The sequence below is a fragment of the Mycolicibacterium canariasense genome (genome assembly GCF_002101555.1).
GTDB classification, from domain to species: Bacteria; Actinomycetota; Actinomycetes; order Mycobacteriales; family Mycobacteriaceae; genus Mycobacterium; species Mycobacterium canariasense.
In genome coordinates this window covers 60,832-81,016 of the sequence record NZ_LQOL01000047.1, presented here as the reverse complement: position 1 = coordinate 81,016, position 20,185 = coordinate 60,832, and the positions used below count along the sequence as shown (strand labels likewise).

Annotated in this window: 17 protein-coding genes; 7 read left to right on the top strand and 10 right to left on the bottom strand. The window is 66.3% G+C overall.

What is annotated here, in order from left to right; genetic code table 11:
- Positions 1–374: 374 nt before the first annotated feature.
- On the bottom strand, positions 375–995 hold the full coding sequence (locus tag AWB94_RS12210; RefSeq protein WP_062657619.1) for a TetR/AcrR family transcriptional regulator: 621 nt from the start codon (positions 993–995) through the stop codon (positions 375–377).
- Between the two features lie 78 nt (positions 996–1,073).
- Between AWB94_RS12210 and AWB94_RS12205 the strand changes: the two genes are divergently transcribed.
- Positions 1,074–1,913: an SDR family NAD(P)-dependent oxidoreductase gene (locus AWB94_RS12205; RefSeq protein WP_062657618.1), complete on the top strand. Its 840-nt coding sequence runs from the start codon at positions 1,074–1,076 to the stop codon at positions 1,911–1,913.
- A gap of 251 nt (positions 1,914–2,164) precedes the next feature.
- Here the strand turns inward: AWB94_RS12205 and AWB94_RS12200 are convergent, their stop codons facing one another.
- The 9 genes from AWB94_RS12200 to AWB94_RS12160 form a co-directional block, all read right to left on the bottom strand.
- Entirely contained in the window at positions 2,165–3,325 is a 1,161-nt protein-coding gene (locus AWB94_RS12200; RefSeq protein WP_062657617.1) for a hypothetical protein, read from the bottom strand.
- 193 nt (positions 3,326–3,518) lie between these two features.
- Entirely contained in the window at positions 3,519–6,587 is a 3,069-nt protein-coding gene (locus tag AWB94_RS12195; protein ID WP_062657616.1) for a replicative DNA helicase, read from the bottom strand.
- A gap of 471 nt (positions 6,588–7,058) precedes the next feature.
- The gene (gene rplI / locus AWB94_RS12190) at positions 7,059–7,511 is read right to left on the bottom strand and encodes a 50S ribosomal protein L9 (protein ID WP_062657615.1); all 453 of its coding nucleotides are present in this window, start codon (positions 7,509–7,511) and stop codon (positions 7,059–7,061) included.
- A gap of 15 nt (positions 7,512–7,526) precedes the next feature.
- Positions 7,527–7,790 carry a 30S ribosomal protein S18 gene (rpsR, locus tag AWB94_RS12185; protein ID WP_024452435.1) on the bottom strand — a complete coding sequence of 88 codons (264 nt, stop codon included), beginning with the start codon at positions 7,788–7,790 and terminating at the stop codon, positions 7,527–7,529.
- A 40-nt stretch (positions 7,791–7,830) separates the two neighbouring features.
- Positions 7,831–8,328: a single-stranded DNA-binding protein gene (locus AWB94_RS12180; protein ID WP_062657614.1), complete on the bottom strand. Its 498-nt coding sequence runs from the start codon at positions 8,326–8,328 to the stop codon at positions 7,831–7,833.
- Positions 8,329–8,407: 79 nt separating this feature from the next.
- The gene (gene rpsF, locus AWB94_RS12175) at positions 8,408–8,698 is read right to left on the bottom strand and encodes a 30S ribosomal protein S6 (protein WP_018603055.1); all 291 of its coding nucleotides are present in this window, start codon (positions 8,696–8,698) and stop codon (positions 8,408–8,410) included.
- A gap of 151 nt (positions 8,699–8,849) precedes the next feature.
- Positions 8,850–10,529 carry a glycosyltransferase family 87 protein gene (locus tag AWB94_RS12170; protein WP_062657613.1) on the bottom strand — a complete coding sequence of 560 codons (1,680 nt, stop codon included), beginning with the start codon at positions 10,527–10,529 and terminating at the stop codon, positions 8,850–8,852.
- Positions 10,526–12,931, bottom strand: coding sequence for a transglycosylase domain-containing protein (locus AWB94_RS12165; protein ID WP_201029565.1), 2,406 nt, complete (start codon positions 12,929–12,931; stop codon positions 10,526–10,528). The genes AWB94_RS12170 and AWB94_RS12165 overlap by 4 nt, the downstream gene beginning before the upstream one ends.
- Positions 12,924–13,355: a DUF5318 family protein gene (locus AWB94_RS12160; protein ID WP_062657612.1), complete on the bottom strand. Its 432-nt coding sequence runs from the start codon at positions 13,353–13,355 to the stop codon at positions 12,924–12,926. The genes AWB94_RS12165 and AWB94_RS12160 overlap by 8 nt, the downstream gene beginning before the upstream one ends.
- 79 nt (positions 13,356–13,434) lie before the next feature.
- Between AWB94_RS12160 and AWB94_RS12155 the strand changes: the two genes are divergently transcribed.
- From AWB94_RS12155 to AWB94_RS12130, 6 genes are all read left to right on the top strand, one after another.
- Complete coding sequence (locus tag AWB94_RS12155; RefSeq protein ID WP_062657611.1) at positions 13,435–14,310, top strand: DUF1707 SHOCT-like domain-containing protein; 876 nt, start codon at positions 13,435–13,437, stop codon at positions 14,308–14,310.
- Between the two features lie 37 nt (positions 14,311–14,347).
- Complete coding sequence (locus tag AWB94_RS12150) at positions 14,348–15,211, top strand: DUF1707 SHOCT-like domain-containing protein (RefSeq protein ID WP_062657610.1); 864 nt, start codon at positions 14,348–14,350, stop codon at positions 15,209–15,211.
- A 153-nt stretch (positions 15,212–15,364) separates the two neighbouring features.
- Positions 15,365–15,925, top strand: coding sequence for a PadR family transcriptional regulator (locus AWB94_RS12145; RefSeq protein ID WP_062657609.1), 561 nt, complete (start codon positions 15,365–15,367; stop codon positions 15,923–15,925).
- A 60-nt stretch (positions 15,926–15,985) separates the two neighbouring features.
- Complete coding sequence (locus AWB94_RS12140; protein ID WP_062657608.1) at positions 15,986–17,101, top strand: inositol-3-phosphate synthase; 1,116 nt, start codon at positions 15,986–15,988, stop codon at positions 17,099–17,101.
- 39 nt (positions 17,102–17,140) lie between these two features.
- Positions 17,141–18,037, top strand: coding sequence for an Rv0045c family esterase (locus AWB94_RS12135; RefSeq protein WP_062657607.1), 897 nt, complete (start codon positions 17,141–17,143; stop codon positions 18,035–18,037).
- Positions 18,038–18,095: 58 nt separating this feature from the next.
- A complete protein-coding gene (locus AWB94_RS12130; protein WP_062657606.1) occupies positions 18,096–20,150 on the top strand; it encodes a PhoX family protein in 2,055 nt (684 codons plus the stop codon).
- The last annotated feature ends 35 nt before the right edge of the window (positions 20,151–20,185 follow it).

Genomic DNA, 20,185 nt, shown 5'->3' with positions numbered 1-20,185 from the left:
GCACCGCCCGCTCACGCAGCTCCGGCGGGTACCTCCTCGACGAACCACCTGACATGACCCCATCCTTCCCAAAAAGGAAAGCATCCGGACACACCGGGGCGACTCAAAATTCTGACTTTCATGTCCAATTGGACATCGAGGGTGCGAAATGGACATCAAACTTGAGAAGCCACCACCAACTGTAGGTTCTCACGTTCGACTGCATCTGGCGGTGGGCTTGACGTGGGAGTCTCTGAGCTGTCTCATGGCCGCTGCACCGGCATTTGTCTCACGAACCCCTTCATTCCTACGGTCCGAGCGGCTAGCGGCCGGCCGAATCGGCGCAGATAAGTGCTGTCTCGGTTCTAGAGTATGAAGACGCCTCAGATTCCGTCTCACTTCTTATTCGGCCTTGAGAGGATCGGGATTGCGGTCATGGCGCGGTCGAGGATGCGGGTGAACGTGTCCGCTCCCCTGGCGTAGAGCCAGGTTCGCTGGGCGGCCAACAGGCATGCGAAGGCGGCGCCAATTACAGCGCGAAGGGTGGGGTCGGTCATCGCGTAGGACGCTCCCGAGTCGTCTCGCGCACGGACAAGTGTCTCGATGTCGTCCTGCAGGCGTTGCAGTTTCTGCAAGTAGCGGCCGAACACTGCCGGGGTCTCGAAGACCACTTCGTGTATACGGCTGGCCATTTGAGCTTTGTCGGGGGTTGAGTCGTCGGGGACGAACACATCGAAGGCTGCACGTAGCGACGCCCAGAGCGGTTCGCCTGTCGGGCGTTGTTGTAGCGCAGTAAGCAGGGCGTCGGCGGCATTGTCGAACTTGCCGATGAGTAGGTCTTCTTTGGTTGCGAAGTAGCGGAACACGCTGCGTGAGGACATGCCGACCTCGGCGGCGATGTCGTCGATCGTGGTGGCGTCATAACCGCGTTCGGTGAACAGACGTTCCGCGGCCTCGGTGATTTCTGTTCGCACAGCGCGGCGCGTGCGCTCACGCAGGTTGCGTACCTCACTCATGCCCCAACTCTATCGCCCACTGCTATACTCGTCAGTCACTGACAGATATGTCTTGTAACGACAGGCGGAGGATTCCTCATGGCAGCCACCACCCCGAAAACCATCGTGATCACGGGAGCAAGTGATGGGATCGGCGCCGCAGCCGCTCGTGCGTTGAACGCCTCGGGTCACCATGTCGTCATCGTCGGTCGCTCGGAGCAGAAGACGGAGGCGATTGCGCGCGAGCTCGGGGTGAAGTACTACCTGGCCGACTTCGCACGGCTGGACGATGTCCGTCAACTGGCCGCCGATCTGACCAACGCCTACGAACGAATCGATGTGCTGGCCAATAATGCCGGCGGGGTCTTCGGTGACCCTGCGAAAACCATCGATGGCTTCGAAAAGACCTTCCAAATCAATCATTTGGCGCCGTTTTTGCTCACGTCATCGCTGTTACCCATCCTCATCGCCAGCCGCGCCAGCGTCATTCAAACCTCCAGCATCGGCGCCCGCTCCGGGAAGGTCGTGATCGACGACCTCGATCACGACCGCGACTTCACACCAGTGCGCGCTTACGGAACCGCAAAGCTGGAGAACATCCTCTTCACCACCGAACTCGACCGCCGCTACCGTGCCCAAGGCTTGGCCTCGGCGGCATTCCATCCGGGCAACGTCGCCTCCAACTTCGCCAAGGAATCCGATAGCTGGCTGAAGTACCTGGCCAAGGCCATCCGCCCATTCCTCATCACCCCGGACAAAGGTGCAGCCCAACTCATTTGGCTAGCTACTACAGCAGCCGGTAGTGAATGGACGTCAGGCACCTACTACGAGAAGTTCAAACCCGCCCGCCGCATAAACCCCCAGGCCAACGACGCCAAGCTTGCCCAGGAGCTCTGGGATCGATCCGAAGCGCTCCTAGGCATCCACCAGCAGCCCTGACCGGCACCCCGTCCTCCCAGGTCGCCCTCTCTCGTTTCTTGTCCCACTTTGCTTTACACCCGCACAGCGACGCTCCGTGGCACCAGGGTCTGCCCCGGGTTTAGTTGACTCGCGGGGCAGACGCTGACGCGACCGGCATCAATATGCAAGACGTGGATCTGTAGTGCGTCCACCCAGTCGTCGTCGAAGGTGGCGTCCGTGGGCGTGTTAAGTCCCAGTGAAATGGCCAATTGGCCAAGACAGTGGGCATCTCAAGCAGTCGGTCCGAGGAATCCGCCCATCTCCCACGTTGCACCGTTCAGGGTCACGTAGAGGTCGATCCACCCAGCTTCGCGCGTCTCTCGACCCCAGGGAGTCATCCTCTCCTGCCTCTGCGGCCAACGGATGGCTGCGAACTCGGCTTGGGGGAAGTTGTCGAAGGTGAATGTCACAGGTGGGCCGGCAGCCGTGGGAAGCTGCGTGGTGGCCAGGCCCTCTGGTGGAGCGCTTTCCTCGATCGGTCCGGCCTGGCCGGATTGATGAACGATGTCTCCCGAAGCGGCGCGGACGCCGACGAGCTCCAGCCATCCGGCGGGATACTCGCCGTCGAACCCGGCTTCGGATTGAGGTAGTTGGACGCGTGCGGCGTTGAAGGTGACGCCGGGCAGCGTCTCGAACGTGAAGCTGACGTGGGAGACGTCGTCCCGTGACTTGTCGAGCACCAGCGGCGTGCCCGTGTAGTCGGCGGCGGTGAACGAGTCGATCATTCCTATAAGTGGGTTCATGGGCAAGGAACGTGGAACCGTTCGTCCGGTTCGCCGCAACGTGAGAAGCAGCTCCTCGGCGACCGTTCTCACGGATGCATAGATCGGAGTGGGGATGGGCGAGGGTGTCGCACCGCCTGTGTCGACGCACACGAACCCTGCGCTGTTCCCATGAACGAGGGCATGGGTCTTCTCGTTTAGACGATCAAGGTGGGCTCCGCCGTCCTTGTTCACCAGTGCCAGAACGAGTTCTTTCCTGCTGAACTCGGCGTCGTTGGACTCGCGGATGACGGGGCGCTCCCACCAGTCGCTGAAGCTCACGTACCGAGTCGTGTTCGACCGCTCGATCGAGTCCATATACCGGGCTGAGAAGGCGATCCCGTCGGCACCTAAACCCATCGCAGTAAGGCCGGGACTGCGGCCGACGATGTTGGGGTCGTTATCGATCACGGGCGCACTGTCTGCCCACACGAGGGAGTCCTTGATGCCGAGTTGCGCGAGGAGGCTATGGCTCATAGCGGTGTCGTGAACGAGCACCCTGATGACGAGGGCGATTCGCTTCGCCTCGGCTAGGTCGCCCTGGTCGAAGGCGCGATCTGAACTCGCGAGGAACTGCAGCTGCTCGGCGAGATCGGCCTCAAGATCACGATCACGGGGATGGGAAGTCACGCCCCAACAATGACGCGCACGCAAGTAAGCTGCGTCCATTTACCGTCTCGCGGTCTGACCCGCCACAGGCACTCATACTCCCGCTCAGGCATATCGGCGTGTCTCACGAACCTTTCAAATTTGAAATCTGTTTGAAGTCGGCCGTGAGATTTTGAAGCGCAGCGTGAGAACCTACACCTACAGCAGCCGTCGCCTACCGCGCCATATTTGTGAACCGCGACAGGTGAAGTTGGTGTGCCACAGTGATATTCGCGGTCGGCCCGTTACGGTGCTTGCCCAGGATCAGGTCGGCCTCACCGCCGCGCGGGTCGTCACGGTCGATCGCATCCGGGCGGTGCAGCAGGATGACCATGTCGGCATCTTGTTCCAGCGAGTTGTGCGCCGAAATCCCCTGCGCCACAAAGTTGTGCGTGCCGGGCACGGTGCCGTCGTAAACGTCGTGCATACCGATGCTGGTGATCTCGACGACCGCATCCCAGAACACGTCGTTGGTCGCCAGGTCGTGCAGGTCGGCATCCTTCAGGATTGCCGCCGCCCGGTGGAGGCGCCGGCGGCTGGGGGCGTGCTTCCACATGCTCGACCCACAGAACTGAATGTCCATGGCCTCGGCGAACTGCCGGTGCGTCATGTCACGCCGCGTCAGTGCCGACTTGACCTGCCCCCACACCTCTTTGGGCACGGTGTCGAGGTTGCGGTTGCGCGGCACGGTATCCAGTTTGGCCAGGACTTCCTTTGCCGACTCACCCCGGGCCCCATGCACTCCGACGTGCGCGACGAAGCGCTTCTGGTTCTCGCCACCGTAGATGTACACGTGCCAGCAGTCGCGGTACCCGGCCTTCTTGGCCTTCTTGATCCGCGCGTACACACCGACCCGCAACAATAGTTGCGCCACGTCGTCGGCCAGCCGCCGGCTGCTGGTCGCATAGTAGATCCGGGCCTGGCCGGCCTTCTCGTCCCATCGCACCGAACCGTCGGTCGCCCACAGATGCTTGAGGAACAGCGCAATCTGATCGTTGGGCAGCGCGAAAACCTCTGCTGGCACGAACTTTTCGTAGCTGCGCTTGCCGAACAACCCCAGCTTGTCCAGCCACGCAGCGATCGGGTTGCGCTTGCCATGTGTCAGCCGCTCCGGCGCCGGCAGCCGCAGCGACGTCACCCGCGCGGCGGCGTAGTCGTCGCGCACCGGAGTCACCCCGAAGTGTGCCGCCGAAATCTCCACGGCCACGAGATTGGCCTCATCGACGCTGGCATACCGGACCGGCTGCCGCTGCACACACGACCCGTCGCCGATCATGTGCGCGAGCAGCACGATCTCCGATTCGTGCATGCGCACGGTCTGCACCGGCTCGGGAACCCACCGTGGGGTCGCCAGGCGATCTCCGATCTGCAACTCTCCCAGTGGCACCCAGCCGTCCATCGTCATGAAGGGGTGGTTGGCGGTCGCTTCGACCTCACGCCCCGAAGCCAGTCGCAGCACGAAGACCTCCTTGTGCCCGCTGGGGAACACGTTGGTCATCGGGCGGGCCACCATGCGCTTGCGCTCGTCGAGCGACCACACCAACGGCCGCTCACCGCTCGCCAGCAGCTCGCCGAAGGTGACCTCGGCTCCGGTGTCGGCGCGCAGGATCCGGGTGTTGGCGGTCATGCAGCCCGACTCACGAAGATCCGACACCTGCGGCCGCTTGTCGGTGCGCTGTTCGGGACCACGGTTGAGCTGGCTGATCGCCACCACGGGCACGTCCAGTTCCTTGGCCATCAGCTTCAGGCTTCGGGAGAAGTCCGACACCTCCTGCTGGCGCGACTCGTACTTCTTGCCCGAGGTCATCAGCTGCATGTAGTCCACGACGATCAGCTGCAGGTCGGCCTTCTTCTTGAGCCGCCGGGCCTTGGCCCGGATCTCCATCATGGTGAGGTTCGGCGAGTCGTCGATGTAGAGCGGCGCCTCACTGATCTCGCTCATCCGGCGGGCCAGCCGGGTCCAGTCGTCGTCGTTCATCCGGCCCGAGCGCATATCGCCGAGCTTGATGTTGGCCTCGGCCGATAGCAGCCGCATCACGATCTCGGACTTGCTCATTTCCAGCGAGAAGATGACGCTGGCCATCCGGTGCTTGATGGAGCACGACCGCATGAAATCGAGCCCCAGGGTGGAGTTGTGGGTCGGCACCATGGAACGGCCGGCCAGGTACAGATGCGAGGGATCATCCACCTCGACGCACCGCACCGGAACGGTTGCGATGCGGCGCACCCCGGTGATCGGCACCGGGCGGGTCAGCACCGCCGTCCCACCGGCGGTCAGCACCGGCTCCAGTCGGTCCGCACCCGGGCGCAGCGCGGCGGTCACGACGATGCCACGGCCCGTCGGCCACTGGTGCGAGCCATCGGCGACGATGCTGGTGCCGTCGCCCAACTCGACGACGTAGCAGGGCCGGTTGAGCATCACGTCCGTGGCGGCCACCACCCGGGTCGCGACACCGTCCGCGGTGATCAGCTCGTCCCCCACCGCGACGTCGCCCATGGTGGTCCAGCCCGTCGGCGTCGGCAGCGGAGTGTCGAGCGCGAGCGCCTTCCCCACACCGGGCCGCGCCGCGACGATGATCATCTGGCCGGCATGCAGACCGTTGGTGACCTCGTCGAGGTCGATGAACCCGGTCGGCACGCCACGCGAGATACCGCCCTGGGACGCGATCGCGTCGATCTCGTCCATGGTGGGCTGCAGCAGATCCTCGAGCGGGACGAAATCCTCGGATTGGCGCCGCTTGTCGGTGACGTCGTAGATCTCGGCCTGGGCCCGGTCGACGATGTCGTGCACGTCGGCGCCGTCGGCTCCGGCGTAGCCGTACTGCACCACCCGGGTGCCGGCCTCCACCAGCCGGCGCAGCAGCGCCTTCTCGGCCACGATGCCGGCGTAGAACCCGGCGTTGGCCGCGGTGGGCACGGTGGAGATGAGGGTGTGCAGATACGGGGCCCCGCCGACCCGGCGCAGCTGACCGCGGCGGTCCAGTTCGGCGGCGACGGTCACGGCGTCGGCGGGTTCGCCGCGGTCGTAGAGATCCAGGATGACCATCGCGACGTCTTGGTGCGCGGGCCGGTAGAAGTCGCCGGGCTGCATGCGCTCCAGGACGTCGGCGATGGCGTCCTTGCTGAGCATCATGCCGCCCAGCACCGCCTGCTCGGCCGCCATGTCCTGGGGCGGCTGGCGCCCGAAATCCTCGCTGGGCGGCTCGTTCGCACCGTGATGACCGAGGTCGTCCACGACAGCCACTAAGCGTCCCTCCCCCTTCGTTTAAAGCGCCGAACGCATGTTCGAGAACAGCTGCCGTGACAATAGGAGACCCCACCGACAAGCCCGATCGGAGTCAGCTCCATTGCGTCGCGACGGCTTACATTAGACGTAGCTGGGCCGGGTGCAACCGGCCCTGTTGATGAAGATGTGGATGGCGTGTGGACAGCCGTGGACAACCGTGTTGAGCGGGTGGGGAGAACTTGTGGATCAACTCACCGGTAGTCAAATAACATGCAGGTCAAGGCTATCGCCCGACTGTCCAAAGTTGTGGATGCAAACTTCTCCGGCGTGTCGTACGGGGTTGCCGTCTCGGGCGTGTTGTATTGCCGCGCAGGGCCGACAAGGTTAACAGTCGGTTGCGGTTGCTGGGAGCAAATTTCGGGCCGGGTTCGCTGGCGACACGACAACGCCCGGGTGGTGTCCCACCCGGGCGTCATCAGAATCGCTTGACTACTCGGCGACGACGTTGAGCGGCACCGAGACGGTTACGCCCGCGTGCAGCCGCACCCCGACCGGGTGTGTCCCGACTGACTTGATGTGCGACTTGGGCAACTCGACGGTGCGCTTGTCCAGGTTCGGGCCGCCGGCCTTCTTGATGGCGGCGACCACGGAGGCCTGGGTGACCGAGCCGAAGAGCTTGCCGCCCTCGCCTGCCCGCACGGGCAGCTCGACCGGGCCGAGCGCCTCGATGGCCTGCTTGACCTCGTTGGCGTGCTCGACGCCGCGGATCTCCTTGGTCTCGCGGGCCCGACGGATCTCGTCGGCCTGACGCTCGGCGCCACGGGTGGCGACGATGGCCAGCCCACGCGGCAGCAGGTAGTTACGGCCGTAGCCGTCCTTGACCTCGACGGCGTCGCCGGCGACACCCAGGTGGTCGACCTCAGCGGTGAGAATCAGCTTCATGATGTGGTTCCTCCCTTACCGCGTCGACGAACCGAACGGCAGCAGAGCCACCTCACGGGCGTTCTTCACGGCGACCGCGACGTCGCGCTGATGCTGGACGCAGTTGCCGGTCACCCGACGGGCACGGATCTTGCCGCGCTCGCTGATGTAGGTGCGCAGCAGCGCGGTGTCCTTGTAGTCGATGTCCTGGTTCTTGCCCTTCTTCGAGCAGAACACGCACTTGCGGGTCTTGACCGGCTTCTCGGGCGCCGGCCGCCGCTTGTTGCTGGATTTGGCCATGGGTCTATCTCTTTCTCAGTTCAAACTTGTCAATGTTGATTTAGAAGGGCGGTTCTTCGTCAGCGCCGCTGTAGGAGCCGGCCGCGGGCGCACTGCCCCACGGATCGTCTTTCGGCTCCGCACTGCGCGGCTGACTCGATCCGCCGCCGAATCCACCGCCGCCGCCGCCACCGCGGCTGGCCTTGTTCACCTTGGCCGTCGCATACCGCAAGGACGGGCCGATCTCGTCGACCTCGACCTCGACGACGGTGCGCTTTTCACCCTCACGGGTTTCGAAGGACCGCTGCTTGAGCCGACCGGTGACGATCACGCGGGAACCCCGGGTGAGGCTCTCGGCCACGTTCTCGGCCGCCTCCCGCCAGATGTTGCAGCGGAGGAACAGCGCTTCGCCGTCCTTCCACTCATTGGTCTGGCGGTCGAACGTCCGGGGCGTGGATGCCACCGTGAAGTTCGCGACGGCCGCACCGGACGGCGTGAACCGCAATTCCGGGTCGGCGGTCAGATTTCCGACAACTGTGATGGTGGTATCACCAGCCACAAGATCCTCCTGGGCAGTGGGCAGCCTATGTTGGGCGCGAGCCTACGCAAGTCGCCCGACATCGGCGGCGGGTATCGGCCTAGTGCTTGTCGGTCCGCATCACCTTGGTCCGCAGCACGGACTCGTTCAGGTTGAGCTGACGGTCGAGCTCGGACACCGTGGCAGGCTCGGCCTTGACATCGACGACGGCGTAGATGCCCTCGGCGTGCTTGGCGATCTCGTACGCCAGCCGGCGACGGCCCCAGATGTCAACCTTGTCGACGGAACCGCCGTCCTTGCGGATGACGTTCAGGAACGTCTCCAGCGACGGAGCTACGGTGCGCTCGTCGAGAGTGGGGTCGAGAATGACCATGATTTCGTATGGACGCATGAGAAACCCATCACCTCCTATGGTCGTTGCGGCCACGGTCGTTCCGTGGCAGGAGGGTCGCCTGCGTCGGCAACCTGCCCAGGTTACAGGTTGGCCCGTTGATCTGCGAAATCGCGCCCGTCAACCCACATTTGTGCGGATCGATGCGGGGTCAACCGCGCGTCGCGGATGAAACCGCACTTTCGGGGGCGGGTGCGGGCGCGGGCGCCGGACCGACCAGCGCGGGCCGCGGCCGCAGCCAGGCGGGCAACCACGCGGGGAGCGCATCCGGCGCGTCGGCGAACACCCCGCCGGACGGATCGTCGATGGTGCCGTGCCGGCGCACCAGATCCAGCTCGGGCCGGTAGATCTGGCGGATCACCAGCGCGATGAGCGCCAGCACCGCGATATCGCGCAGCAGTACCGTCGCGGTGAACCATTGCTCGGGCAGGCCGCGATTCTGCTCGCCGTACAGGAACAACATCCGCGGAATCCACACCAACGCGTCGACGGTCATCCACGCCAACAGGATTCGGCGATGCGGCAACGCCAGCACGGCCAGCGGCACCAGCCACAGCGAGTACTGCGGACTCCACACCTTGTTGGTCATCAGGAACGCCGCCACCACCAGGAAAGCCAACTGCGCCAGCCGCGGCCGCTGCCGCGCGGTCAACGCCACATACCCGATGCCGACGCAGCACAGCGCGAACAGCGTCGCGGTCACCGCGTTGGTGACCGACGGCGGCTCCCAGAACCCGAGGTGCGGGTCGAAGCCCTTCCAACCGGTGAACGACTTCACCACGTTGTACAGCGAATCCATATCGTCGCCGCGGCGGGCGTTGAGCCGGAAGAACTCCGACCAACCGCGCGGGAACAACACCAGCACAGGCAGATTCACGACGATCCAGCTGACCACCGCGGTCAGCGCGGTGGTCAGCACCGCACGCCAGCGGCCGGTGCGCAGCGCCAGCAGCACCAGCGGCACCAGCAACAGCAGCGGATACAGCTTGAGCGCCACCCCGACGCCGACGAGGACACCGGCCAACACCGGCTTTCGCCGCGCCCAGGCCAGCAGCGCACCGGTGGCGCAGGCCACCGCGAGCGCGTCGAAGTTGGTGAAGATCTGGAAGATCAGCAGCGGTGACCCGGCGACCAGGGCGGCGTCCCAGATCCGGCGCCCGGCCAGCAGCGCCGTCGCCCACACCGTCGCCAGCCAGGCCAGGGCCAGTCCGAACGCCGAGATGTTGAAGAACATCACCACCTCGGCCACCTTCGGCACCGACACCACCGTGGTGAGCGCCGAGTAGGTCTTGGCCAGCGTCATGGACAGGTACTGGTAGATACCGGTCAGCACCGGATACTCCATGTAGCGGATGGCCGGGCTGCCGTCGTACTGGACGTTGGGCTTGCCGGTGCTGTCCACGTCCACCCAGCTGGACTTGTACGGAAACTTGCCCTGGTTCAGCAGTTCCGCGGTGTAGAGCGGCACCGTGTCCGAGTAGCACAGCTCGTAATAGGCCCGCTGGTTCTCCCAGTTGGCGACGCGCTGCGCCGCGGTGCCCGTGCTGGTCGATTGCAGGCAGGCCGCCTTCGTCGAATATCCCAGCGCCAGGAAGATCACGCCGATCACCAGCATCGCCCGCAGCGGGGTGAAGAACCGCGCCCGCCCGATCAGCGCGTGCCGCCCCACGGGGCCACCGATGGTCTGCGACAGCGCGGAGCCGAGCACGTCGGTGCGGCTGGGCAGGTCTCGCTCGTCGGCGCTGCGCAGGTCTTTGGCCAGCGGAGCTGGCGATTGCGCAGGCGCCAGCGGCGCAGGCGAAACCGTCTGCGGCTCTTGCGGTTCGGTCACGGTGGAGGCGGTGGTCCGGGCGGCGGGGCCGGCGCGTTGGGGTCACCCGGCGGGGGCGGCCCCACCGGCACCGTGGTCGGCGGACCCCACGGGATGGTGACCCCCGGCGCGATCTCCAGCGTCGGCTGGATCACCGTCTCCGAGGGCATACCCGGCGGTGGGGTGGGTGCCGGCGGCGGTGGCGGCGGCGCCTGCGGCACCCCGGCATAGCCACCGATCTCGGTGGGCTTGGGGAACGACTCGTTGTCGGTGCCCTTGAGCGCACCGTCCATGGTCGCCTTCCAGATGTCCGATGGCAGACCCGACCCGTACACCGGGCCACCCCACTGATTCACCAGTGGCTTGGTGCCCGAGGTGGTGCCCACCCACACCGCCGTCGACAGCGACGGGGTGTAGCCGACCATCCAGGCGTCCCGGTTGGCGCCGGTGTCACCGAGCTGGTTGGTGCCGGTCTTGGCCGCCGAGGGCCGCCCGCCGGCCAGGTTGTGCCCGTTGGACCAGCCGGCGATCGGCTGCATGGCGGCGGTGACGTTGTCGGCGACCGCCTTGTCGATGCGCTGCTCACCCTGGTCACTCTGCTGCGAGGCGTCGAAGAGCACCTTGCCGTCGGAGTCGACGACCTTCTGCACGAAGTGCGGCTTGTGGTAGACGCCGGAGTCCGCCAGCGTGGCGTACGCCGAGGCCATGTCGATCACCCGGCTCTGATACTGACCCAGCACGATGCCGTTGTTCGGCGGGCCGCCCTTGCCGTCCTCGCTCAAGGTGTGCTCGACGCCCGGGAAACTCTCGGCGACGCCGGCCTGGTGCGCGGCGTCGGCGACATCCTGCGGCCCGTTCTTGAGTTTCAACATCAGCCGGTAGTAGCTGGTGTTGAGCGAGCGCTTGAGCGCCTCGGCGATATTACAGACGCCGCAGCCCTCACCCTCCACGTTGGTGATCTTGATGCCGTTGACGGTCACCGGTGAGCTGTCGATCTGATAGCCCAGCCCGATGCCCTGCTCCAGCGCCGCCACCAACGCGAACACCTTGAACGACGACCCCGTCGGCAACCCGGCCTGCGCGAAATCGAAGCCCTGGGCGTCCGAGCCGCCGTAGTACGCCTTGATCCCGCCGGTCTTGGGGTCGATGGACACCGCCGCCGCGCGCATATCGGGCATCTGCCCGTCCAGCGTCTTGGTGACCGCGTCCTCGGCCGCCTTCTGCGCGGTCGGGTCTATGGTGGTGGTGACCTGCAGGCCTTCGGTGTTCAGCGTCTGCTCGCTGATGTTGAACAGGTCCAGCAGTTCCTTGGTGACCTGCCGTTCGATCAGGCCGTTGGGCCCGGTGGTCTGGTTCTGCTGGCTGGCCTGCTCGGGCGGCACCGTCGGCGGGAACACCTGAGCGGCACGGTCGGCCTTGGACAGCGCGCCGATGTCGACCATGCCGTCGAGCACCCAGTTCCACCGCTCGGCCGCACCCTCCGGGTCGACGGCGGGATCCAGGGTGGAGGGGCGCTGGATGAGCGCGGCCAGCAGCGCACCCTCGGCGACGTCGAGCTGCTCGACGGGCTTGTCGAAATAGGCCTTGGCGGCCGCCGAGATGCCGTAGGCACCGCGGCCGAAATAGATCATGTTGAGGTAAGACTCCAGGACTTGGTCCTTGCTCCACTCACGCGACATCTTCGTCGAGATGACGAGTTCTTTCGCCTTTCGCACCAGGCCGCCCACCCCGGAGCGGGCGTCGCCGACCAAGGCGTTCTTCACGTACTGCTGCGTGATGGTGGACCCGCCCTGCAGGTCACCGCCGAAGATGTTGTTCTTGAAGGCGCGCGCGAACCCGGACAGCGAGAACCCCGGATTGCTGTAGAAGTCCCGGTCTTCGGCGGCCATCACGGCATCGCGGACGTGCACCGGGATCTGGTTGATGCTGACGTCGACGCGGTTGCCTTCCGGCGGAACGATTCTCGCCAGCTCACTGCCGTCACTGGCCAGGATCGTCGACACCTGCGCGGTGCGGATGTCACCGGGCTTGGGCACGTCGACGATGAGGTAGGCCATCGCGAACGTGACGAACGGCAGCACCAGGAACAACACCAGCCCGAGGTAGACCGCCCGGCGCACCCACTTCCACTGGAAGCCTGCGCGCGGCGGCTTGGGCGGCCCGGTGGGGCCGGGCGGCGGTCCGCCGACGGGCGGACGCGGCGGCGGTGCCGGGGGTTTGCGCGGGGGCGCACCGTCCAGTGCCGCCTTGACGACGTCGATGGGGTCGCGCAGGTGCGGCTCGGTGGCATTGCGCACCGGGGGCAGCAGGGTGGTCTGCCGATCATCGGGTGCGACGTTGGCCCGGCGGTGTGCGCCTGGGGCAGCGGCATGCTCCCGTTCGGCATCCCCCGCTGACCTCGTATGGCGCCCTTCGCTATTCACTGGCCGTACGCGCGCCGGAACGCGCCGTTCGAGTGCGGGGCGCTTTGGGTGCCTTCGGCGACCTCGGCGTTCCGAGCACATACGACTTGACCAGGTGATTCCAACTGCAGGTCCGGCATACCTCCACCACATGTACCGCGAACTCGTCGTAGCGCGTCGCCAGCAGCACCAACTCTTCGGCGGTGCGGGCCGAACCCGACACCGGACCGAGGTGGTCACCGAAAACCCACGACACCAGGGTGAGCTGTTCCTTGCGGCAGATGGGGCACATCACCGAACTGGGCTTCCCGTGGTACTTGGCGGCACGCAATAAGTAGGGATTGGCGTCGCACACTTCGGTGACACCGGTGCGCCCGGAGTACACCTCGGCCAGCAGGGATCGGCGCCGGAGCGCGTAATCCACCACCTGTCGCTGCAATCGCACGTTGACCAGAGTACGTCGGCCTGCTGGGCAGTCGAGTGAGGACCAGCGCCATCGGTGCCCCCGCAATACGATCTTCGCCATGGCCGCATGGACCCGGGCGAAGGACAGCGACCGCGACGCGACCTGCCGACTACTGGACAACGCCCTGGCCGACGGCCAGCTGTCCGGGGACGAGCACCGGCGCCGGGTGACCGTCGCCGTGACGGCCACCACGCTCGGCGAGCTGGAGCCGCTGCTCGCCGATCTGCAGGTGCCCGACGACGAGCGTCCGGTGCCCGTGCGCCGGCGGCGGCGCCGGGATCTGATCCTGGTGGGGGCCGGGGTGGCGGCGGCAATCGTCATCGTCGCGGTCGCATTCAGCGGCGGGCCCGACGCCGACGCACCGTCGAGCAGCCCGAGCCCCCACCCCAACTCCGAAACGCCGGTCCCGGAATCGCATGCGGTGCTGAGCACCATGGCTGCCCCGGACAGCGCGCCGGATTCCGTGCCGCCCGCCGTCGTCAGAACGGCGCCTGACCTGCTCACCGTCGACGGACTGACCGTCGTCGTCGACTCGATCCGCAGCCGGTTCGGCGACACCATGGGTTACGAACTGGCCATCACCAACGACCAGGCCTTCCTGGCCCGACCGGATCCCGCCGACGATCAGCAGAAGATGGTGTACCCGTACCGCGGCGGCTGGGACGATCCGTCCAGGCGGGACCGGTCGGAAAACGACGACCTGACCGATGTGGCCGCTTTCGACATTCCGGCGGCCGCCGCGGCGGTGGCGGCCGCCCCCGCGAAGCTGAACATCGCGCCGGCCGATGTGGCGAGCACCTACCTGGACATCGACTACATCGCCGAGCAGGGTGGGCTGGAGCTGTTGGTGAAGATCACCACCAAGTCCGGCTCCACCGGCTACCTGTATCTGGATCCGGCCGCGACCGTGAAACGCGTCGAGAATCCCAGCTGACCAGCAGCAAGACCACAGAAACTTCTACGATCATCGCGTGGCGACACGGCAGACCGCAGGAACGCGGGCAAAGGACAGCGACCGCAGCGACACCTGCAAGGTGCTCGACACCGCCTTGTCCGAGGGACAGCTGTCCATGGAGGAGCATCGGCAACGGGTCAGCGCCGCCACCAATGCGGCCACCCTCGGCGAGCTGCAAGGCCTGGTCAGCGACCTGCAGACGGGCAACGCGTCGGTCAAGCTGCCGAACCTCAAGCCCGAGCGCAGCCTGGCCCCCGGGGCCGGCGCGGGCTGGGGTCTACGCCTGGCGACGGCCGCCGTACTGGTGCTGCTGGGCATCGCCATCGGGTGGGGCCTCTACGGCAACACGTCGTCCCCGTTGAGCTTCACCACCGATCCGGGCGCCAAGGCCGACGGTATTCCCGGCACGGTGCTCACCCCGCCACGGCAGCTGCAGTCACTCGGCGGGCTGACGGGTCTGTTCGAGCAGATGCGGCAGAAGTTCGGCGACACCAACGGCTACAGCATCACCATCTTCGAGGACTATGCCTCGCTGACCCGGCCCGATCCGAAAGAGCCGCGGCGGGCCCTGAACTACTACTACCGCGGCGGGTGGGACGACCCGTCGGAGACGAGCGTCAGCAGTGACGCCCGGGTGGTCGACCTGGGTGCCTTCGACATCCCGAAGATGGTCGGGTTGATCCGCGGGGCCGCCGAGAGCGTCGGCATCAACCCCGCCGAGGTGAAGAACACCCACGTCAGCATCGAGCCCAACAGCGATATGACCCAGCCGCCGGGCAGCATCGAGATCAGCATCTACGTCACCCCGAAGTTCGGCAACAGCGGCTATATCGAGCTCAACGGCGACGGCACCGTCAAACGCCTCAACCGCGCCAGCTGACGCGTCCAGGCCCGACCAACCTGACAAATCGACACCTTTGGCAACCTCGGGTGGCACTCAATATATCGGCGCGATACAGTTGAGCGACGTGTCGAGCCGACGTGACATTCGTTCGGCTTTGACTGAGTTCCCAACCGAGGGGGAGGTGATTCGATGCTGGAACTCGCCATTCTGGGATTGCTGCTCGAGTCGCCCATGCACGGATACGAGCTCCGTAAGAGGCTGACCGGTCTGCTAGGCGCGTTCCGGGCGTTCTCCTACGGGTCCCTCTACCCCGCTCTGCGGCGCATGCAGGCCGACGGCCTGATCGTCGAGGATGCCGTACCCAACGGAACCGTCCTCGGTGCCACGAAGGTGCGGCGCGCGCGGCGGGTGTACCAGCTCACCGAAGCCGGTACCCAGCGCTTCACCGAACTGGTCGCCGACACCGGCCCGCAGAACTACACCGACGACGGATTCGGTGTGCATCTGGCGTTCTTCAACCGCACGCCCGCCGAGGCCAGGATGCGCATCCTGGAAGGCCGGCGGCGCCAGGTCGAGGAACGCCGGGAAGGTCTGCGCGAGGCGGTGGCCCGGGCGAGCAGTTCATTGGACCGTTACACCAAGCAGCTGCACCAGCTCGGTCTGGAGTCCAGTGAGCGTGAAGTGAAGTGGCTCAACGAATTGATCGCAGCCGAACGGGTGGGGCAGAGCCGCCCCGACAATCAGCCCTGAATCGATCCTGATCAGCCCGGCCCCGGCACAAGCACGGAAGTAAGAGAAGGAGAGCGTCACATGTCTGAGTCGAACGCCGTCGGCCGAGCCGACAATTCAGGTGAGGTTCGGGTCGCGATCGTCGGCGTGGGCAACTGCGCGTCGTCGCTCGTGCAGGGCGTGCACTACTACCGGGACGCCGACGAGAACGGCACCGTCCCGGGCCTGATGCACGTCAAGTTCGGGCAGTACCACGTCCGCGACGTGAAGTTCGTCGCCGCGTTCGATGTGGACGCCAAGAAGGTCGGCTTCGACCTGTCCGAGGCCATCTTCGCCTCCGAGAACAACACCATCAAGATCGCCGACGTCCCCCCGCTGGACATCGTCGTGCAGCGCGGGCCGACGCTGGACGGCATCGGTAAGTACTACGCCGAGACCATCGAGATCTCCGACTCGCAGCCCGTCGACGTGGTGAAGGCGCTCAAGGACGCCAAGGTGGACGTGCTGGTGTCCTACCTGCCCGTCGGCTCCGAAGAGGCCGACAAGTTCTACGCCCAGTGCGCGATCGACGCCGGCGTGGCCTTCGTCAACGCGCTTCCGGTGTTCATCGCCTCGGATCCGGTGTGGGCCAAGAAGTTCGAAGACGCCGGCGTGCCGATCGTCGGCGACGACATCAAGAGCCAGGTCGGCGCGACCATCACCCACCGCGTGATGGCCAAGCTGTTCGAGGACCGCGGCGTCACGCTCGACCGCACCTATCAGCTCAACGTCGGCGGCAACATGGACTTCAAGAACATGCTCGAGCGCGACCGTCTGGAGTCCAAGAAGGTCTCCAAGACCCAGGCCGTGACGTCGAACCTGACCGGCTCGCTGGCCGGCAAGATCGACGACAAGAACGTGCACATCGGCCCGTCCGACCACGTCGCCTGGCTCGACGACCGCAAGTGGGCCTATGTGCGGCTGGAGGGCCGCGCCTTCGGTGACGTGCCGCTGAACCTGGAGTACAAGCTCGAGGTGTGGGACTCGCCGAACTCGGCGGGCATCATCATCGACGCCGTGCGTGCCGCGAAGATCGCCAAGGACCGCGGCATCGGCGGACCGATCATCCCGGCCTCGGCCTACCTGATGAAGAGCCCGCCCAAGCAGCTGGCCGACGATATCGCCCGCGCGGAGCTGGAAACCTTCATCCAGGGCTAGTCGGTGATTTGTGGAGTCATACCCGTAATGATTACGGGTATGACTCCACAAATCCCGGACGACGAGCTGGCCGGACTGGACGAATTCGGCCTGCTGCACGAGAACGCCGCGCAGATCGGCGCCACCGTGATCCCGCCGGTGACGCGTGCGGACTCCGGCGAGGTCAGCTTCCTGAAGTGGGGCACCGACGCGCCCGAGGTGGTGTTCCTGCACGGCGGCGGGCAGAACGCACACACCTGGGACACCGTCATCCTCGGCCTGGGCCTGCCCGCGCTGGCCGTGGACCTGCCCGGCCACGGCCGTTCCGGCTGGCGCGCGGACGGCGACTACGGTCCCCGGCTGGCGGCCGAGCTGATCACCCCGATCGTGCGCGAACACGCCCCCGATGCGCGGTTGGTGGTCGGCATGTCGCTGGGCGGGCTGACCGCGCTGCGCATCGCGGCCACCGCACCGGAGTTGGTGCGCGAACTGGTGCTGGTCGACGTCACCCCGTCCGCGCCCGAACGGCACACCGAGATGACCAAGGCACAGATGGGCACCGTCGCGCTGGTGCAGGAGAGCCGGACCTTCCCGACGTTCGCCGACATGCTCGAGGTCACCGTCGCCGCGGCACCTCACCGGGACCGGAATTCGTTGCGGCGCGGCGTGTTCCACAACTCCAAACAACTCGACGACGGCACCTGGACCTGGCGCTACGACTCGTTCCGCAAGGGTGGCGGCTTTACCGGACTGTGGGACGACGTCCCGGCGATCACCATGCCCACCACCCTGATCCGCGGGGCCAATTCTTTCTTCGTCAACGACGAGGACGCCGCGACGTTCGCCCGGACCGCACCGGGATTCCGGCGCACCCATGTGGTCGAGGGCGCCGGACACTCCGTCCAGGGCGATCAGCCGGCGAAACTGGTGGCGTTGCTGCGCGAGATCCTCGGATAACCGGGACTTTCCCAGCCGTTCACCAGTTGCTTGCCAGGCTCGCGTAGGTTCGCCGGCCATGGCCCTCGTTCCGCTGAATCTGCTTGTCTCCCACCACGGTCGTTCCGGCCGCCAGCACCTGACCTGCCGCAACCGCTGCGGCGACGCGTGCTCCAAACCGGTCCCCAACACCAGCGCCAACGAATACTTCGGCGATCTCGTAGCCGAGATGTCGCGCCGCTCGGTACTGCGGGCCACCGGTATCGCCGTCCTGGCGGTGGGAGCGGGTTCGGCGCTGGCCGCCTGCGCCGGCGACAATCCCCCGGCAAGCACCGGGTCGACCACACCCGCCCCGCAGGGGCAGCCGCCGGCCGGTATGCGGTTCGACAGCGTGGCCCCCAACACCGAGGACGCCGTCGTCGTGCCCCAGGGGTACCAGCAGCGCGTCGTGATCGCCTGGGGCGACCCGGTACTGCCCGGCGCCCCGGTGTTCGACATCAACCGGCAGAGCGGCGCCGCGCAGCGCCAGCAGTTCGGCTTCAACAACGACTTCGCGGCGCTGCTGCCCATCAAGGACCAGCCCGGGCGCTACCTGCTGGTGTCCAACCACGAGTACGTGAGCCCGCAGTTCATGTTTCACGGGTACAACGCCGACGCCCCCACCCGCGAGCAGTTCGACGTCGAAACCGGTGCCGTCGGCCTGTCGGTGGTCGAGGTCGAACGCGGCCCGCAGGGCGGTCTGCGCCCCGTACTGGGCCGCTACAACCGCCGCATCACCGCCGACACCCCGTTCACCCTGACCGGGCCGGCCGCCGGCTCGCCCGCCGTACGGACCGCCGCCGATCCCGCCGGGCGCACCGTGATCGGCACCTTCGCCAATTGCTCGGGCGGCGTAACTCCCTGGGGCACAATTCTTTCCGGCGAAGAGAACTTCCACACCTATTTCGGTGCCGCCGAGGGCACGCCGCCCGCCGACCCGGACCGATTCAAGCGCTACGGCGTGCTCACCGAACCGTCGGAACTGCGGTGGGAGAACTTCGATCCGCGCTTCGACCTGGCCCGCACGCCGACCGAGGTGAACCGGTTCGGCTACGTCATCGAGATCAACCCGTGGGATCCGGCCTCGACACCGGTGAAGCACTCCGCCCTGGGCCGGTTCAAACACGAGGCCGCCAACGTGTACGTGACCGGGGACGGCACCGTGGTGGTGTACACCGGCGACGACGAACGCTTCGACTACATGTACAAGTTCGTGTCGGACAAGAAAATTCGGCCCGGCGACACGGCGCACAACATGACCCTGCTGGACGAGGGCACGCTGTACGTCGCCAAGCTGTCCAGCGACATCCCGGCCGACCAGATCGACGGCAGCGGCAAGCTGCCCGCCAAGGGCACCTTCGCCGGCACCGGAACCTGGATCCCGCTGCTGCACTCCGGGCCCGCCGGTTTGGCCGAGTCCCTGGTCGAGGGTTTCTCGGCGCAGGACGTCGCCGTGTTCACCCGGCTGGCCGCCGACAAGGCCGGCGCCACCAAGATGGACCGCCCCGAGGACTTCGAGGCCAACCCCAAGACCGGCAAGCTGTACGTCGCGCTGACCAACAACGACAAGCGCGGCGCCGAGGGCAAGGCCAAGCCGGATGCGGCCAACCCCCGCAACGAGAACAAGAACGGCCAGGTCCTGGAGATCACCGACGACCACGGCGGCACCAGCTTCACCTGGGATCTGCTGCTGGTCTGCGGTGACCCGGCCGCGGCCGACACGTACTACGGCGGCTTCGACAAGACCAAGGTCAGCCCGATCTCCTGCCCGGACAACGTCGCCTTCGACGGGCACGGCAACCTGTGGATCTCCACCGACGGCAACGCGCTGGACTCCAACGACGGGCTGTTCGCGGTGGCATTGGACGGCGACCGGCGCGGGGAGACCAAACAGTTCCTCACCGTGCCGGTCGGCGCGGAGACGTGCGGGCCGGTGATCACCGACGACCTGATCACCGTCAGCGTGCAGCACCCCGGCGAAGGCGACGACCACAGCCTGGACAACCCGCTGTCACACTGGCCGGACGGCGGCAACGCCCCGGCCCGGCCCGCCGTGGTGGCGGTATGGCGGGACGGCGGCGCCATCGGCGTGTAGATCCGACGCGTTTGGAAAACGCCGCGGAGGGCTAC

What these genes read in the sequence shown, in the direction of transcription:
- AWB94_RS12210 (WP_062657619.1), bottom strand. Translation starts at nt 995, where the DNA reads ATGAGTGAGGTACGCAACCTGCGTGAGCGCACGCGCCGCGCTGTGCGA.
- AWB94_RS12205 (WP_062657618.1), top strand. Translation starts at nt 1,074, where the DNA reads ATGGCAGCCACCACCCCGAAAACCATCGTGATCACGGGAGCAAGTGAT.
- rplI (WP_062657615.1), bottom strand. Translation starts at nt 7,511, where the DNA reads ATGAAGCTGATTCTCACCGCTGAGGTCGACCACCTGGGTGTCGCCGGC.
- rpsR (WP_024452435.1), bottom strand. Translation starts at nt 7,790, where the DNA reads ATGGCCAAATCCAGCAACAAGCGGCGGCCGGCGCCCGAGAAGCCGGTC.
- rpsF (WP_018603055.1), bottom strand. Translation starts at nt 8,698, where the DNA reads ATGCGTCCATACGAAATCATGGTCATTCTCGACCCCACTCTCGACGAG.
- AWB94_RS12155 (WP_062657611.1), top strand. Translation starts at nt 13,435, where the DNA reads ATGGCCGCATGGACCCGGGCGAAGGACAGCGACCGCGACGCGACCTGC.
- AWB94_RS12145 (WP_062657609.1), top strand. Translation starts at nt 15,365, where the DNA reads ATGCTGGAACTCGCCATTCTGGGATTGCTGCTCGAGTCGCCCATGCAC.
- AWB94_RS12140 (WP_062657608.1), top strand. Translation starts at nt 15,986, where the DNA reads ATGTCTGAGTCGAACGCCGTCGGCCGAGCCGACAATTCAGGTGAGGTT.
- AWB94_RS12135 (WP_062657607.1), top strand. Translation starts at nt 17,141, where the DNA reads ATGACTCCACAAATCCCGGACGACGAGCTGGCCGGACTGGACGAATTC.
- AWB94_RS12130 (WP_062657606.1), top strand. Translation starts at nt 18,096, where the DNA reads ATGGCCCTCGTTCCGCTGAATCTGCTTGTCTCCCACCACGGTCGTTCC.